This window comes from Subdoligranulum sp. APC924/74 (genome assembly GCF_003324125.1).
Classification (GTDB): domain Bacteria; phylum Bacillota; class Clostridia; order Oscillospirales; family Ruminococcaceae; genus Gemmiger; species Gemmiger qucibialis.
Genome location: NZ_PSQF01000013.1, coordinates 17,188 through 31,385, shown reverse-complemented (window position 1 = coordinate 31,385; position 14,198 = coordinate 17,188). Strand labels below are relative to the sequence as shown.

The following is a 14,198-nucleotide window of genomic DNA, read 5'->3' as shown; positions in this document are numbered from 1 at the left end:
AACACAATGGCTAAATTTGATGTCGTTGATATGAGCGGCAAGAAAGTTTCCACCGTTGAGCTTTCCGACGCCGTGTTCGGGATCACCCCGAACGAGAAGGCTGTCCACGAGGCAGTCGTCAACTTCCTGGCCAACCAGCGCCAGGGCACCCAGAACACCAAGATCCGCAAGGAAGTCCGCGGCGGCGGCAAAAAGCCTTGGCGCCAGAAGGGCACCGGCCACGCACGTCAGGGTTCTATCCGCGCTCCGCAGTGGACCCACGGTGGTGTTGCTCTCGGCCCCAAGCCGCGTGATTACTCTTACACCATCAACAAGAAGGTCAAGCGCCTGGCTCTGCTCAGCGCCCTGTCTGACAAGGCTGCCAACGGCAACCTGATCGTCGTTGACAAGATCGCTGCTGACGAGTTCAAGACCAAGACCGTTGTTGCTTTCCTGGCTGCTGTCGGCGCCGGCAAGAAGAACCTGATCCTCAACGATACCGCTGATGTCAAGTTCGTTGCTTCCGCTGCCAACATCCCCGGTGTCAAGACTGCTGTTGACGGTGTGAACACCTACGACGTTGTGAACGCCGACAAGCTGATCGTCAGCCTGGACGCCGCCAAGAAACTTGAGGAGGTATATGCGTGATGAAGTTCGCACAGGATATCGTTCTCGCCCCCGTCATCACCGAGAACTCCATGGCAGGCATTGCCGATAAGAAGTACACCTTCAAGGTTGCTACCAACGCCACCAAGGTTGAGATTGCTCAGGCAGTCGAAGAGCTGTTTGGCGTGAAGGTTGCTAAGGTCAACACCATCAGCGTCCGCGGCCGTTACCGCCGCCAGGGCATGCATGCTGGTTACACTGCCGCTTCCAAGAAGGCCATCGTTACCCTGAAGCCCGACTCCAAGGAGATCGAGTTCTTCAACAGCATGGTCTAATTGGTTGCCGCCCGGTAAACGCCGGGCGCATGGCCCCGCCGAGGGGCCACATATGGGGATATGACCCCGATAATAAGTCATAAGATCAAAAAGGAGTACCACAATGGCTATCAAAAAGTACAAGCCGACTACCCCGGGCCGCCGCGGCATGACTGTTACTGACTACAGCGTGCTGAGCAAGGTTGCACCCGAGCGCAGCCTGCTGGAGCCCAACAAGAAGCATGCCGGCCGCAACAACACCGGCAAGATCACCGTTCGCCATCACGGCGGCGGCAACCGCACCAAGTACCGCGTGATCGATTTCAAGCGCAACAAGTTCGGCGTTCCCGCAACGGTCAAGACCCTTGAGTATGACCCGAACCGCTCCGCTTTCATCGCTCTCGTTGAGTACGAAGACGGCGCCAAGAGCTACATTCTGGCTCCGGACGGCCTGAAGGTTGGCGATAAGGTTATGGCTGGCCCCACCGCCGATATCAAGCCGGGCAACGCTCTGCCGTTTGAGAACATCCCTGTCGGTACCATGATCCACAACATCGAGCTCTACCCGGGCAAGGGCGGCCAGCTGGTCCGCTCCGCTGGTGTTATGGCTCAGCTGATGGCTAAGGAGAACGGTTATGCACTGGTTCGCCTGCCTTCCGGCGAGATGCGCAACATCCCCGTTAACTGCATCGCCACCATCGGCGTTGTTTCCAACCTCGACCACGAGAACGTCAACCTGGGCAAGGCTGGCCGCAAGCGCCACATGGGCGTTCGCCCCGGCAGCCGTGGTTCCGTCATGAACCCCTGCGATCACCCGCACGGCGGTGGCGAAGGCCGCGCCCCGGTTGGTCACGACAGCCCGCGCACCCCGTGGGGCAAGCCGGCAATGGGTCTCAAGACTCGCAAACATCATGCTCGCTCCAACAAGTTCATTGTGAAGCGCGCCAACGGTTAAGGGAGGAAATAAGATATGTCTCGTAGCACCAAAAAGGGCCCTTACGTCGCGGATTCTCTGATGAAGAAAGTTGAAGCGATGAACGAGGCCGGTAAGAAGAGCGTCGTCAAGACCTGGAGCCGCTCCTCCACCATCTTCCCCGAATTCGTCGGCCACACCTTTGCTGTCCATGACGGCCGCAAGCATGTGCCCGTATACGTTACTGAGGATATGGTTGGCCACAAACTGGGTGAGTTTGCTCCCACCCGCAAGTTCACTGGCCACGGCGGCGGTAAGACCGTCGCCAAATAAGAGAGGAGGAACACAACATGGAAGCACGGGCAACGCTCCGTTACGCCCGCATCAGCCCCCGCAAGGTTTCTATCGTGATGGATCTCATCCGTAATAAGCCGCTGGCTGAAGCTCAGGCGATTCTGCAGTACACCCCGAAGGCCGCTTGTGAGCCCCTTCTCAAACTGGTGAACTCTGCTGCCGCTAACGCGGAAAACAATTTTGATATGGACCGCAACAACCTGTATGTTGCGGAATGCTATGTCTGCCCCGGCCCGACCCTGAAGCGCATTATGCCGCGCGCACAGGGCCGTGCATACCGCATCCTGAAGCGCACCAGCCACATGACTGTTGTGCTGAAAGAGAAAAACTAAGGAGGTAAACAAATGGGCCAGAAAGTTAATCCCCATGGCATGCGCGTGGGCGTTATTAAAGATTGGGACAGCCGCTGGTTTACCTCTAAGCAGGAATTCGGCGACACCCTCGTTGAGGATCACAAGATCCGCAAGACCCTGAAGAAGCAGCTGTACGCTGCTGGCGTTCCCAAGATCGAGATCGAGCGCACCGTGGACAGCCAGACCGGCACCCCCCGCGTTAAGGTCAACGTCTTCTGCGCCAAGCCGGGCATCGTTATCGGCAAGGGCGGCGCTGAGAGCGCAAAGATCGAAAAGCAGCTGGCTAAGCTGACCGGCAAGAACGTTAACCTGAACATTGTTGAGGTTAAGGGCACCACCACCAACGCTCAGCTGGTTGCTGAGGATGTTGCTTCCCAGCTGGAGCGCCGCATTGCGTTCCGCCGCGCTATGAAGCAGGTTATCCGCAATGCAATGCAGCCCCGCGGCGGCGTGCCTGCCAAGGGTATCAAGGTTACCTGCTCCGGCCGTCTGGCTGGCGCTGATATCGCCCGCGTTGAGAGCTACCATGAGGGCACCATCCCCCTGCAGACCCTGCGCGCTGATATCGACTATGGCTTCGCCGAGGCCAACACCACCTACGGCAAGGTCGGCGTCAAGGTTTGGATCTACAAAGGCGAGATCCTGAAGGGCGCCAAAGCCCCTGCTAAGAAGGAAGGAGGCAAACAGTAATGTTACTGCCGAAGCGTGTTAAATACCGCCGCGTTCAGCGTGGCCGCATGACCGGTAAGGCCATGCGTGGCAACACTGTCAACCAGGGCCAGTACGGTCTGGTTGCTCTGGAGCCGGCATGGATCACTTCCAACCAGATCGAAGCTGCTCGTGTTGCTATGACTCGTTATATCAAGCGTGGCGGCAAGGTCTGGATCAAGATCTTCCCCGATAAGCCCGTTACTGAAAAGCCGGCCGGCACCCGAATGGGTTCTGGTAAAGGCAGCCCGGAGTACTGGGTTGCTGTGGTTAAGCCGGGCCGCGTGCTGTTTGAGCTCGCCGACGTTGATGAGGCTACCGCTCGTGAGTCTCTGCGCCTGGCCAGCAACAAGCTGCCGATCCGCTGCAAATTTGTCAAGCGCGAAGAGCTTGACACCGTAAAGGAGGGTGACGCTGAATGAAAGCCAAGGAACTGCGTGAAATGACCGATGTCGAACTGAACAAGCAGCTCAAGGACCTGAAGGCCGAGCTCTTCAACCTGCGCTTTCAGCACGCCATCAACCAGCTGGATAACCCCGTTCGCATCGATGCTGTGAAGAAGGACATCGCCCGCGTGATGACCATCATGGCAGAGAAGAACGTTAAAAACGCGTAAGAGGGAGGGTAAAACATGGAACGTAATCTGAGAAAGACCCGTGTGGGCGTTGTCGTTTCCGACAAGATGGATAAGACCATCGTTGTTGCTGTTAAGGACAGCGTTCAGCACCCCCTCTACAAGAAGATCTTGAAGCGTACCAAGAAGTTCAAGGTTCATGACGAAAACAACGAAGCCGGCATCGGCGACCGCGTTGAGATCATGGAGACCCGCAAGATTTCCAAGCAGGTCAACTGGCGTCTCGTCAAGATCCTGGAGAAAGCGAAATAAGCCTGGTACTTTGAAAGGAGGACCTGAAAGATGGTTCAGATGCAAACTTATCTCAAAGTGGCCGACAACACCGGTGCCAAGGAGTTAATGTGCTTCCGTGTACTGGGCGGTACCCGCAAGAGATACGCAAACATCGGCGACGTCGTGGTCTGCAGCGTGAAGAAGGCTGCTCCCGGCGGCACCGTTAAGAAGGGCGATGTGGTCAAGGCCGTTATCGTCCGTAGCAAGCAGGGCCTGCGCCGTGACGACGGTTCCTACATCCGTTTCGATGAGAACGCCGCCGTTATCGTTATGGCCGACAAGAGCCCCAAGGGCACCCGTATCTTTGGACCCGTCGCTCGCGAACTCCGCGACGCCGGCTACACCAAGATCCTGTCCCTGGCTCCCGAATCGCTGTAAGGAGGTTTTAGAATGAATAATCTTCATGTTAAAACCGGCGACAACGTGATGATCATCTCTGGCAAGGACAAGGGCAAGACCGGTAAGGTTCTGCAGACCAGCCCCAAAGAGGGTAAGGTCATTGTCGAAGGCCTGAACATGGTTACCAAGCACGTCAAGCCGCGCCGTCAGGGCGAGCAGGGCGGCATCGTTAAGGCCGAAGGCGCTATCTACGCCTGCAAGGTCATGCCCGTTTGCCCCAAATGCGGCAAGGCCACCCGTGTGGGCCATTCCGTTAAGGATGGCAAGAACGTCCGTATCTGCCGCAAGTGCGGTGCTGAACTGTAAGGGAGGAGTTAATTATGGCACGTTTGAAAGAACAGTATGTCAATGAGATCGCTCCGGCCCTGAACAAAAAGTTCGGCTACAAGAGCGTGATGCAGATTCCCAAGCTGGATAAGGTCATCATCAACGTGGCTGCCGGCGAGGCAAAAGAGAACGTCAAGGTTATCGATGCTATCGTCGCTGACCTGGGCCAGATCACCGGCCAGAAGGCCGTTGTCTGCAAGGCCAAGAAGAGCGTTGCAAACTTCAAACTGCGCCAGGGCATGCCCATCGGCGCAAAGGTCACCCTGCGTGGTGAGCGTATGTACGAGTTCGTTGACCGCCTGTTCAACGTTGCTCTGCCCCGTGTCCGCGACTTCCGCGGCATTAACGGCAACAGCTTCGACGGCCGCGGCAACTACGCCTTCGGTCTGAAGGAGCAGATCATCTTCCCGGAAATCGACTTTGATAAGGTCGATGCAGTCCGCGGCATGGATATCTGCTTCGTCACCACCGCTAAGACGGACGAGGAAGCCAAGGAGCTGCTGAAGGCTCTGGGCGCTCCGTTCGCCAACTGATCAGGGAGGAACAACGAATGGCAAAAACTTCTATGAAGATCAAGCAGCAGCGTCCTGCCAAGTTCTCCACCCGTGAATACAACCGTTGCAAGATTTGCGGCCGTCCGCATGCTTACCTGCGTAAGTATGGCGTCTGCCGTATCTGCTTCCGCGAGTTGGCCTATAAGGGCGAGATCCCCGGCGTCAAGAAGGCGTCCTGGTAATCTGCTTTCTTCACTGTAAGGGAGCGTTTGCTCCCATAACGAAACATCAACAACAAATTTATCACAACCTAAGGAGGTTAGTGGCATGCAAATCACCGATCCTATCGCGGACCTGCTCACTCGCATCCGCAACGCCAGCACTGCCAAACACCCTTCCGTGGACGTTCCTGCTTCCAACCTGAAGAAGGCAATCTGCCAGATCCTGGTTGATGAGGGCTACATCAAGGGTATGAAAGTCACCGACGACGGCAAGCAGGGTGTTATCACCCTGACCCTCAAGTATCAGGAAAATGGTGCTCCGGTCATCGACGGCCTGAAGCGCGTTTCCAAGCCGGGTCTGCGCATTTACACCAACTGCGAAGATATGCCCAAGGTCATGAAGGGCCTGGGCACCGCAATCATCTCCACTTCCAAGGGCGTCATGACTGACAAGGCTGCTCGCGCAGCTCATGTCGGCGGTGAAGTGCTCGCCTTTGTGTGGTAAGAAAGGGGCATAAGACAATGTCGAGAATTGGAAGAAAACCCATCGTCATTCCCGCGGGCGTGGAAGTGAAGGTCGACGAGGCCGATCACGCCATCACCGTGAAGGGCCCCAAGGGTACCCTGCATTCCAAATTCCATCCCCTGATGACCGTTAAGGTCGAGGGCAATGAGATTTTGGTTACCCGCCCCAATGACGAGAAGGAGGCACGTAGCCTCCATGGCCTGACCCGCACCAACATCCACAACATGGTTGTCGGTGTTACCGAAGGCTTCCGCAAGGACCTGGAGATCCAGGGCGTTGGCTACCGCTGCGCAAAGCAGGGCAGCAAGCTGGTCCTGACCCTGGGCTTCTCTCACCCGGTTGAGGTTGCAGAAACCGAGACCATCAAGATCGAAGTCAAGGATGCTCTGCATTTCAGCATCCTGGGCAGCGACAAGCAGGAAGTCGGCCAGTTTGCGGCCGAAGTCCGCAGCAAGCGCCCGCCTGAGCCGTACAAAGGCAAGGGCATCCGCTATGTCGGCGAGTTTGTCATCCGTAAGGAAGGCAAAGCCGGCAAGGGCAAATAATAGGAGGGGAGAAACATTATGGTCAATAAGGCTGATAAGAACGAAGCTCGTCTTCGCCGTCACCGCCGCGTCCGCGGCAAGATCAGCGGCACTGCCGAGCGTCCTCGTCTGGATGTTTTCCGCTCTGCCAAGCACATCTACTGCCAGGTGATCGACGATGAAGCTGGTGTTACGCTGGCTTCCGCCTCCACCCTGGAAAAGGACTTTGAGGACTACGGCGGCAACTGCGACGCTGCCAAGAAGGTTGGCGAGCGCATCGCCAAGAAGTGCCTTGAAAAAGGCATTACCGAAGTGGTCTATGACCGCGGCGGTTTCGTATACCACGGCCGTGTTAAGGCACTTGCTGAAGGTGCCCGTGAAGCCGGCCTGAAACTGTAAGGAGGGAGAAGATACAATGGCCATGCAGAGAAACAGAGAACAAGATGACGGCATGATCACCAAGGTCGTCTCCATCAACCGCGTTTCCAAGACCGTTAAGGGCGGCCGCGTTATGAAGTTCGCTGCCCTGATCGTTGTTGGCGACGGCAAGGGCAACATCGGTTACGGCGTTGGCAAGTCCGGCGAAGTTCCCGAGGCCATCCGCAAGGGTGAAGGCGCCGCCAAGAAGAACATGCACAAGGTTGCCATGAAGGGCACCACCATCCCCCACGAGATTGTTGGCGTGTATGGTGCAGGCCGCGTTCTGATGCGTCCCGCTGCCCCCGGTACCGGCGTTATCGCCGGCGGCCCGGTCCGTGCTGTTCTGGAATGCGCTGGCATCAAGGACATTCGTACCAAGAGCCTGCGTTCCAATAACCCCATCAACGTTACCGCTGCCACTTTTGCTGGTCTGTGCGGCCTGACCGACGCCGAGAGCGTCGCAGCCAAGCGCGGCAAGACTGTTGCGGAAATCCTGGGCTAAGGAGGGCGCTACAATGGAAAAAGTTACGATTCGTCTGGCCAAGAGCCTGATCGGCCGCGGCAAAGAGCAGATCGCCGTTGCGCACTCCCTGGGCCTGAACCGCCCCGGTGAGGTTACCGAGCAGCCTGACAACGCAGCTACCCAGGGTAAGATCGCTAAGATCGCCCACCTGGTTGTTGTGACCAAGGCATAACGCAAGGAGGTGCAAGCATGAAGCTTCATGAACTGAACGCGCCCGCAGGTGCCCGCAAGGCTGTGACCCGTAAGGGCCGCGGCGCTGGCTCCGGCAACGGCAAGACCGCCGGTTACGGCCACAAGGGCCAGAAGGCTCGCAGCGGCGTCAAGAAGGCAGGCTTTGAAGGCGGCCAGATGCCCCTGCAGCGTCGCCTGCCCAAGCGCGGTTTCAATAACATTTTCGCCACCAAGTATGTCACCATTAAGGTGTCTGACCTCGAAAAGTTCGAGGCTGGTGCAACCGTCGATGCACAGGCTCTTCTGGATGCCGGCATCATCTCCAAGACGCTGGATGGCGTCAAGGTCCTGGGCAATGGTGAGCTGACCAAGGCAGTTAATGTCAAGGTTGCAGCTTACACTGCTTCGGCCAAGGAAAAGATTGAGAAAGCAGGCGGGAAGGCTGAGGTGATCTAAGGTGTTCGAAACGTTTCGCAACGCCTGGAAGACCGAAGATCTGCGTAAGCGCCTTCTGTACACGCTTTTGATCCTGATTCTTTTCCGTCTTGGCTGCGCAATTCCGGTACCTTATATTACCAGCAGTGCACTGGAATCCATGTTCACCACCGGCAGCATGCTGACTTACCTCAACATGATGTCCGGCGGTGCCATGAGCCGCTGCACGATCTTTGCGCTGGGTGTTCAGCCCTATATCAACGCAACGATTATTATTCAGCTGCTCTGTGTTGCGATCCCTTATCTGGAGAATCTCTCCAAAGAGGGTGAGGAGGGCCGTCAAAAGCTCACCAAGATCAGCAACTACACCGGTGCGGCAATCGCGCTGCTGTTGAGCATCGCTTACTACTTTATCATCCGCCGCATGGGCGCGCTGAAGTACACCGATGGCTTTGCCGGTATCTTCTCCGGTATCGTTATCGTGGCCTGCTTCACCGCCGGTGCTCAGTTTGTCACATGGATGGGCAATCAGATCGACGCAAAGGGTATTGGCAACGGCCTGTCCCTGATGATCTTTGCCGGTATCGTGGCTGACTGGTCCCGCGTGGGCTCTTCCTTCCAGGATATGCTCACCCGTGCACAGGCTGGTGCTTCCGGTTACTACATTATGATCCCCGCCATGGTCATTCTGGCCCTTGTTGCTGTGGTCTTTGTAGTGATCCTGACCAACGCTGAGCGCCGCATTCCGGTGCAGTACGCAAAGCGCGTGGTTGGCCGCAAAATGTACGGCGGTCAGGCCAGCTATATTCCCATCAAAGTGAACATGAGCGGCGTTATGCCCATCATCTTCGCTTCTACCCTGTGCGGTCTGCCCAATATGATTGGCAGCTTCCTGAATCTGGACGCTACCAAGCATCCGTACTGGACAGCATTCTTCCGCGTTTTTAACTACAACAGTGTTCTATATCTCGTTGTTTATGTTCTGCTGATTGTGGCTTTCAACTACTTCTATGTTGCAATCCAGTACAATCCGGTAGACATCAGCAACCAGCTGCGCAAGAACAACGGCACCATCCCCGGCATTCGTCCGGGCAAGCCGACCAGCGATTTCATCACCAAGACCCTGAGCAAGATCACTTTGATCGGCGCTGTGTTCCTGGCAATCGTTGCGGCTGTGCCGATGATCATCGGCGATCTGACCGGCGTTTCCATCCAGCTGGGTGGTACCAGCCTGCTCATTATCGTCGGCGTGGCACTGGATACGGCCCGTTCTCTGGAAGGCTATATGACGGCGCGCCATCACAAAGGCTTTTTGGAGTAATTGACCAGCTCTGCCAGAGGCGACTGGTCACTGGTGGAGCTTGAATGGAAAGGGGAACATCTATGAAACTGATCCTGTTGGGCGCCCCTGGCGCCGGCAAAGGCACCAATGCCGAGATCCTGTCCGATAAGCTGAACATCCCCACCATTTCCACCGGCAACATCCTGCGTGCCGCCGTTAAGGACGGTACCCCGATGGGGCTGAAAGCAAAGAGTTTTATGGACGCGGGTGCGCTCGTTCCTGATGAAGTCATCCTTGGCATCATCAAGGAGCGCCTGACCGCTTCCGACTGTGCGAACGGTTTTATTCTGGATGGTGTGCCGCGCACCATCGCTCAGGCCGAAGCGCTTGAGCAGCTTGGTATCGAGATCGATAAGGTCGTCAACCTGCTGGTTGAGGATTCCACGATCGAAGCACGCATGGCAGGCCGCCGTGTGTGCGCCAAGTGCGGTGCCAGCTACCACATCAAGAATAAACCCAGCAAGGTGGAAGGCGTGTGCGACCGCTGCGGCGGCGAGCTGGTGATCCGCAAGGATGACCGCCCTGAAACCGTGCGTGACCGTCTGGTAACGTATCATCAGCAAACCGAGCCGCTGGTAGATTTTTACCGTAAGCGCGGCAAGCTGGTTGATATTCCGGACCAGGGCTCGATTGAAGCAACCAACGCCTACATCCTGAAGCAGTTGGAGGCGTAAGCGTTCCATGATTCAGATTAAAAATGCTGCCGAACTCGAAAAAATGCGCAAAGCTGCTGCAATCAGCGCAGCTGCATTGAAAGCAGGCGGCGAAGCAATCGAACCGGGTATAACCACGGCAGAGATTGACAAAATTATTTACGACTTTATCGTGCGCCATGGTGCAAGACCGAACTTCCTTCATCTGTACGGTTTTCCCGCCACGGCATGTATCAGCGTGAATGACACCGTCATCCACGGCATCCCCTCCCGCGACCAGAAGATCCGCCCCGGCGATATCGTTTCGATTGACACCGGCTGCAAGATTGATGGTTTTAACGGTGATAACGCCTGTACCTTTGCCTGCGGCAAGCTCGACTTGGAAGCCCAGCGCCTGTTGGATGTGACCAAAGAGAGTCTGCACCTTGGCATTGCTGCCGCGCAGGCAGGTGCAAGAGTGGGGGATATCGGCCACGCAGTGCAAAGCTACGTGGAGGAGAACGGTTTCTCCGTTGTGCGTGAATATGTTGGCCACGGCGTTGGCAAGGAGCTGCACGAAGACCCCGAAATTCCCAATTATGGGCACGCGGGCCGTGGGCAGCGCCTGATGCCGGGCATGTGCATCGCGATTGAACCGATGATCTGCCAATATAAATGCGCGGTAAAGACCTTGAAAGATGGATGGACGGTCAAGACCTGTGATGGCGGCCTTGCTGCTCACTTTGAGCACACGGTGGCGATCACATCCAACGGGCCGGAAGTCCTGACCCACGGCTGGGAGGAACCCGGATGGACTTTGTGAAAGGCCAACTGGTACGCTCCAAGGCGGGACGGGATAAAACCCGCACCTATGCCGTTCTGGATGTGGAGGGTGAGATACTGGCCCTGGCCGATGGCAGCCACCGCACGGTGGCAAACCCGAAGCGCAAAAAGAGCCGGCACGTTGCCCCCACCGCAACCGTTCTTGGCAACGAGCTTCTGAAAAGCGATCAACCGATCAGTGACGCGATCAAGGCATATGATGCCGAACATCCGTTCTGAATGAACCTTCAAGGAGGCAATCAGCTTGTCTAAAGAAGATGTCATCGAAGTAGAAGGCGTCGTCCGCGAGGCTATGCCCAACACTGTGTTCAAGGTCGAGCTGCTCAACAAAGAGGGCAAGCCCAATGGCCATACGGTGCTGGCACACATCTCCGGCAAACTGCGGACCAATTTTATCCGCATCCTGCCTGGCGATAAAGTCACCATGGAGATGTCCCCCTACGACCTGACCAAAGCCCGAATCACCTGGCGCTCCAAATAAGTGCCTTGTGTTTATAGAAGGAGGTTAACATCATGAAGGTAAAACCTTCCGTGAAACCCATCTGCGAGAAGTGCAAGGTCATCAAGCGCAAAGGCCGCGTGATGATCATCTGCGCCAATCCGAAGCATAAGCAGCGTCAGGGCTAAAGGTCCGGGGTTAAAACCCTGGAAACCGTACCCAAAACGCTTGGGGGCCAAGTGCGTAGATTCCCGGCGCAGGCCCCGACTAGGACATGGGATGTTACTAATGGAGGTGCTTTATGGCACGTATTGCTGGTGTTGATCTGCCTCGCGAGAAGCGGATCGAGGTTGGTCTGACTTATGTTTATGGTATCGGTCAGAGCACTGCTGACGAGATTCTCGCCGGCACCGGAATCAACCCTGATACCCGCGTCAAGGATCTGTCTGCTGACGATGAAGCTAAGATCCGTGACTACATTGACAAAAACAATATCATCGTTGAGGGCGATCTCCGCCGGAACGTCGCGCTGGACATTAAGCGTCTGACCGAAATCCAGTGCTTCCGTGGTGTACGTCATCGCAAGAGCCTGCCTTGCCGCGGCCAGCGCACCAAGACCAATGCCCGTACCTGCAAAGGTCCGAAGCGCACTGTTGCTAACAAGAAGAAGTAAGGAGGAACTGAAATGGCTGCTACGAAAGCTAGTGCGGCTCGTAATACCCGCACCAAAAAGAAAGAGCGCAAGAATATTGCTGCTGGTACCGCTCATATCCAGAGCACGTTTAACAACACCATCGTCACCATTACCGATACCCAGGGCAACACCGTTTCCTGGTGCAGCACGGGCGCTCTGAATTTCCGCGGTTCCCGCAAGAGCACTCCTTACGCTGCTCAGTCTGCCGCTGAAACCGCTGCAAAGGTTGCAATGGAACACGGCATGAAGACTGTTGAAGTCTACGTTAAGGGCCCTGGCTCCGGACGTGAAAGCGCAATCCGCGCCCTGCAGGCTACCGGCCTGGAGGTCACCATGATCCGCGATGTCACCCCGATCCCCCACAACGGCTGCCGCCCGCCCAAGCGCCGCCGTATTTGATTGAAGGAGGAAACTGAATTATGGCTAAAAATACTCAGCCGATCGCAAAGCGCTGCAAGGCTCTCGGCATTTCTCCTGCAGTCATGGGCTATGCCAAGAAGAACACCACCCGCAATTCCAACGGCAACTTCCGCAAGAAGAAGTCTGAATACGCCACCCAGATGCAGGAGAAGCAGAAGCTGAAGTTTATCTACGGCGTTCTGGAAAAGCAGTTCTCCAACTACTTTGAAGAAGCTTCCCGCCGTCAGGGCCAGGCTGGTGAAAACCTGCTCCAGTTGCTGGAGTGCCGTCTGGACAATGTGGTCTTCCGTCTGGGCTACGCTTCCACCCGCCGCGATGCCCGTCAGCTCGTTTCTCACAACCACTTCACCGTTAATGGCAAGCGCGTTAACATCCCCTCTTACCAGGTGAAGGCCGGCGACGTGATCGACGTTGTTGAAGGCAGCCGCAAGATTGAAAAGTTTGCCAAGCTGACCGGCGCTGATGCTGCTGTTGTTGCTCTGCCTTCCTGGCTGAGCCGCGAAACCGGCAGCCTGAAGGGTGTTGTCACCAAGTTGCCTGAGCGCAGCGATATCGACTTCGACGTTCAGGAACACCTCATCGTCGAGTTGTACTCCAAGTAAGCTCTCTTTTTTCATTACCGCTATTTACTACGAACCTGCGCGCCAGCTATTGGCCGCAGGCTGATCAAGGAGGGTTTTTATGATGGAGATTGAACGCCCCAAGATCGAGATGGCCAACCTTTCGCCGGATGGCCGTTATGGTAAGTTCGTTGTTGAGCCGCTGGAACGCGGTTTCGGCACCACGCTGGGCAACAGCCTGCGTCGTGTGCTGCTCTCCAGCCTGCCCGGTGTGGCAGTTACCAGCGTCAAGATCGACGGTGTCGTGCATGAGTTCTCTGTTATTGAGGGCGTGCGCGAGGACGTGACTGAAATCGTGCTGAACCTCAAGGGCATTGCCGCCAAGATCTATGGCGACGGCCCCAAGACCGTCCGCGTTGAAGCTGTTGGCCCGTGCGAAGTCACGGCCGGCACCATCAAGCAGGGCGATGACCTTGAGATCCTGAACCCGGAATGGCACATTGCCACCTTGGGTGATGGCGCTAAGCTGGTTATGGAGCTGACCTTTGATAAAGGCCGCGGCTATGTTCCCGCTGAGCGCAACAAGCAGGCGCTGATTGAGAAAAACGATATCAGCACCCTGCCGGTGGACAGCATTTATACCCCGGTGCTCAAGTGCAACTACACGGTGGAAAACACCCGTGTTGGCCAGATCACCGACTATGATAAGCTGACCATTGAGGTTTGGACCGACGGCACCACCAGTGCACAGGAGGCTTTGAGCCTTTCTGCACGCGTGCTGACCGAGCACCTGAACCTGTTTGTGAACCTGTGCGATGAAGCCGCTGAGACCGAAATCATAGTCGAAAACGACGAAAAGGGCAAGGAAAAGGCCCTTGAGATGACGATTGAGGAGCTGGACCTGAGCGTCCGTTCCTTCAACTGCCTCAAGCGTGCCGGCATTAACACCGTGGGCGACCTTGTGAACAAGAGCGAGGACGACATGATGAAGGTGCGCAACCTTGGCCGCAAGAGCCTCGAGGAAGTCATGGCAAAGCTGGACAGCCTGGGCTTTACGCTTACCAAAGACGAAGACAACTGATTTGTAAAGGAGT

General features: G+C 56.3%; 29 protein-coding genes. All 29 read left to right on the top strand.

Features of this window, described 5'->3' with window-relative positions; genetic code table 11:
- The first annotated feature begins 6 nt into the window (after positions 1-6).
- The 29 genes from rplD (at position 7) to C4885_RS05575 (ending at position 14,185) form a co-directional block, all read left to right on the top strand.
- A complete protein-coding gene (gene rplD / locus C4885_RS05715) occupies positions 7-627 on the top strand; it encodes a 50S ribosomal protein L4 (RefSeq protein ID WP_113999410.1) in 621 nt (206 codons plus the stop codon).
- Complete coding sequence (rplW, locus tag C4885_RS05710) at positions 627-920, top strand: 50S ribosomal protein L23 (protein WP_113999409.1); 294 nt, start codon at positions 627-629, stop codon at positions 918-920. Before rplD ends, rplW begins: the two co-directional genes overlap by 1 nt.
- A 103-nt stretch (positions 921-1,023) precedes the next feature.
- Entirely contained in the window at positions 1,024-1,854 is an 831-nt protein-coding gene (rplB, locus tag C4885_RS05705; protein ID WP_113999408.1) for a 50S ribosomal protein L2, read from the top strand.
- A 15-nt stretch (positions 1,855-1,869) separates the two neighbouring features.
- Positions 1,870-2,145, top strand: coding sequence for a 30S ribosomal protein S19 (gene rpsS / locus C4885_RS05700; protein WP_113999407.1), 276 nt, complete (start codon positions 1,870-1,872; stop codon positions 2,143-2,145).
- Positions 2,146-2,162: 17 nt separating this feature from the next.
- A complete protein-coding gene (gene rplV, locus C4885_RS05695; RefSeq protein WP_113999406.1) occupies positions 2,163-2,498 on the top strand; it encodes a 50S ribosomal protein L22 in 336 nt (111 codons plus the stop codon).
- Between the two features lie 12 nt (positions 2,499-2,510).
- Positions 2,511-3,209: a 30S ribosomal protein S3 gene (gene rpsC / locus C4885_RS05690; protein ID WP_113999405.1), complete on the top strand. Its 699-nt coding sequence runs from the start codon at positions 2,511-2,513 to the stop codon at positions 3,207-3,209.
- Positions 3,209-3,649, top strand: a complete 441-nt coding sequence (gene rplP / locus C4885_RS05685) for a 50S ribosomal protein L16 (RefSeq protein WP_113999404.1) — start codon at positions 3,209-3,211, stop codon at positions 3,647-3,649. Before rpsC ends, rplP begins: the two co-directional genes overlap by 1 nt.
- A complete protein-coding gene (gene rpmC / locus C4885_RS05680; protein ID WP_113999403.1) occupies positions 3,646-3,843 on the top strand; it encodes a 50S ribosomal protein L29 in 198 nt (65 codons plus the stop codon). The genes rplP and rpmC overlap by 4 nt, the downstream gene beginning before the upstream one ends.
- Before the next feature lie 15 nt (positions 3,844-3,858).
- The gene (rpsQ, locus tag C4885_RS05675; protein WP_113999402.1) at positions 3,859-4,113 is read left to right on the top strand and encodes a 30S ribosomal protein S17; all 255 of its coding nucleotides are present in this window, start codon (positions 3,859-3,861) and stop codon (positions 4,111-4,113) included.
- A gap of 30 nt (positions 4,114-4,143) precedes the next feature.
- Complete coding sequence (rplN, locus tag C4885_RS05670) at positions 4,144-4,512, top strand: 50S ribosomal protein L14 (protein WP_113999401.1); 369 nt, start codon at positions 4,144-4,146, stop codon at positions 4,510-4,512.
- A 12-nt stretch (positions 4,513-4,524) separates the two neighbouring features.
- Positions 4,525-4,839, top strand: a complete 315-nt coding sequence (gene rplX, locus C4885_RS05665) for a 50S ribosomal protein L24 (RefSeq protein WP_113999400.1) — start codon at positions 4,525-4,527, stop codon at positions 4,837-4,839.
- A gap of 14 nt (positions 4,840-4,853) precedes the next feature.
- A complete protein-coding gene (gene rplE, locus C4885_RS05660) occupies positions 4,854-5,393 on the top strand; it encodes a 50S ribosomal protein L5 (RefSeq protein WP_113999399.1) in 540 nt (179 codons plus the stop codon).
- Between the two features lie 17 nt (positions 5,394-5,410).
- Positions 5,411-5,596 carry a type Z 30S ribosomal protein S14 gene (locus tag C4885_RS05655; protein WP_113999398.1) on the top strand — a complete coding sequence of 62 codons (186 nt, stop codon included), beginning with the start codon at positions 5,411-5,413 and terminating at the stop codon, positions 5,594-5,596.
- 85 nt (positions 5,597-5,681) lie between these two features.
- Positions 5,682-6,080 carry a 30S ribosomal protein S8 gene (rpsH, locus tag C4885_RS05650; RefSeq protein ID WP_113999397.1) on the top strand — a complete coding sequence of 133 codons (399 nt, stop codon included), beginning with the start codon at positions 5,682-5,684 and terminating at the stop codon, positions 6,078-6,080.
- Between the two features lie 17 nt (positions 6,081-6,097).
- Positions 6,098-6,646: a 50S ribosomal protein L6 gene (rplF, locus tag C4885_RS05645; protein WP_113999396.1), complete on the top strand. Its 549-nt coding sequence runs from the start codon at positions 6,098-6,100 to the stop codon at positions 6,644-6,646.
- Between the two features lie 18 nt (positions 6,647-6,664).
- Positions 6,665-7,024: a 50S ribosomal protein L18 gene (gene rplR / locus C4885_RS05640; protein WP_113999395.1), complete on the top strand. Its 360-nt coding sequence runs from the start codon at positions 6,665-6,667 to the stop codon at positions 7,022-7,024.
- A 16-nt stretch (positions 7,025-7,040) separates the two neighbouring features.
- Positions 7,041-7,547 carry a 30S ribosomal protein S5 gene (rpsE, locus tag C4885_RS05635; RefSeq protein ID WP_113999394.1) on the top strand — a complete coding sequence of 169 codons (507 nt, stop codon included), beginning with the start codon at positions 7,041-7,043 and terminating at the stop codon, positions 7,545-7,547.
- Between the two features lie 13 nt (positions 7,548-7,560).
- On the top strand, positions 7,561-7,740 hold the full coding sequence (rpmD, locus tag C4885_RS05630) for a 50S ribosomal protein L30 (RefSeq protein ID WP_113999393.1): 180 nt from the start codon (positions 7,561-7,563) through the stop codon (positions 7,738-7,740).
- Between the two features lie 17 nt (positions 7,741-7,757).
- Positions 7,758-8,195, top strand: a complete 438-nt coding sequence (gene rplO, locus C4885_RS05625) for a 50S ribosomal protein L15 (RefSeq protein WP_113999392.1) — start codon at positions 7,758-7,760, stop codon at positions 8,193-8,195.
- A gap of 1 nt (position 8,196) precedes the next feature.
- Positions 8,197-9,495: a preprotein translocase subunit SecY gene (secY, locus tag C4885_RS05620; RefSeq protein WP_113999391.1), complete on the top strand. Its 1,299-nt coding sequence runs from the start codon at positions 8,197-8,199 to the stop codon at positions 9,493-9,495.
- A 62-nt stretch (positions 9,496-9,557) separates the two neighbouring features.
- Positions 9,558-10,190 carry an adenylate kinase gene (locus tag C4885_RS05615; RefSeq protein WP_113999390.1) on the top strand — a complete coding sequence of 211 codons (633 nt, stop codon included), beginning with the start codon at positions 9,558-9,560 and terminating at the stop codon, positions 10,188-10,190.
- A gap of 7 nt (positions 10,191-10,197) precedes the next feature.
- Positions 10,198-10,971, top strand: coding sequence for a type I methionyl aminopeptidase (map, locus tag C4885_RS05610; RefSeq protein ID WP_113999389.1), 774 nt, complete (start codon positions 10,198-10,200; stop codon positions 10,969-10,971).
- Positions 10,959-11,210: a KOW domain-containing RNA-binding protein gene (locus C4885_RS05605; protein ID WP_113999388.1), complete on the top strand. Its 252-nt coding sequence runs from the start codon at positions 10,959-10,961 to the stop codon at positions 11,208-11,210. Before map ends, C4885_RS05605 begins: the two co-directional genes overlap by 13 nt.
- 25 nt (positions 11,211-11,235) lie before the next feature.
- Positions 11,236-11,472 carry a translation initiation factor IF-1 gene (infA, locus tag C4885_RS05600; protein WP_113999387.1) on the top strand — a complete coding sequence of 79 codons (237 nt, stop codon included), beginning with the start codon at positions 11,236-11,238 and terminating at the stop codon, positions 11,470-11,472.
- A gap of 32 nt (positions 11,473-11,504) precedes the next feature.
- A complete protein-coding gene (rpmJ, locus tag C4885_RS05595) occupies positions 11,505-11,618 on the top strand; it encodes a 50S ribosomal protein L36 (RefSeq protein ID WP_078783578.1) in 114 nt (37 codons plus the stop codon).
- A 113-nt stretch (positions 11,619-11,731) separates the two neighbouring features.
- A complete protein-coding gene (rpsM, locus tag C4885_RS05590) occupies positions 11,732-12,103 on the top strand; it encodes a 30S ribosomal protein S13 (protein ID WP_113999386.1) in 372 nt (123 codons plus the stop codon).
- Positions 12,104-12,115: 12 nt separating this feature from the next.
- Positions 12,116-12,523 carry a 30S ribosomal protein S11 gene (gene rpsK / locus C4885_RS05585; RefSeq protein ID WP_113999385.1) on the top strand — a complete coding sequence of 136 codons (408 nt, stop codon included), beginning with the start codon at positions 12,116-12,118 and terminating at the stop codon, positions 12,521-12,523.
- Positions 12,524-12,543: 20 nt separating this feature from the next.
- On the top strand, positions 12,544-13,146 hold the full coding sequence (rpsD, locus tag C4885_RS05580) for a 30S ribosomal protein S4 (RefSeq protein WP_113999384.1): 603 nt from the start codon (positions 12,544-12,546) through the stop codon (positions 13,144-13,146).
- A 79-nt stretch (positions 13,147-13,225) separates the two neighbouring features.
- Positions 13,226-14,185, top strand: coding sequence for a DNA-directed RNA polymerase subunit alpha (locus tag C4885_RS05575; RefSeq protein WP_113999383.1), 960 nt, complete (start codon positions 13,226-13,228; stop codon positions 14,183-14,185).
- Positions 14,186-14,198 lie beyond the last annotated feature (13 nt).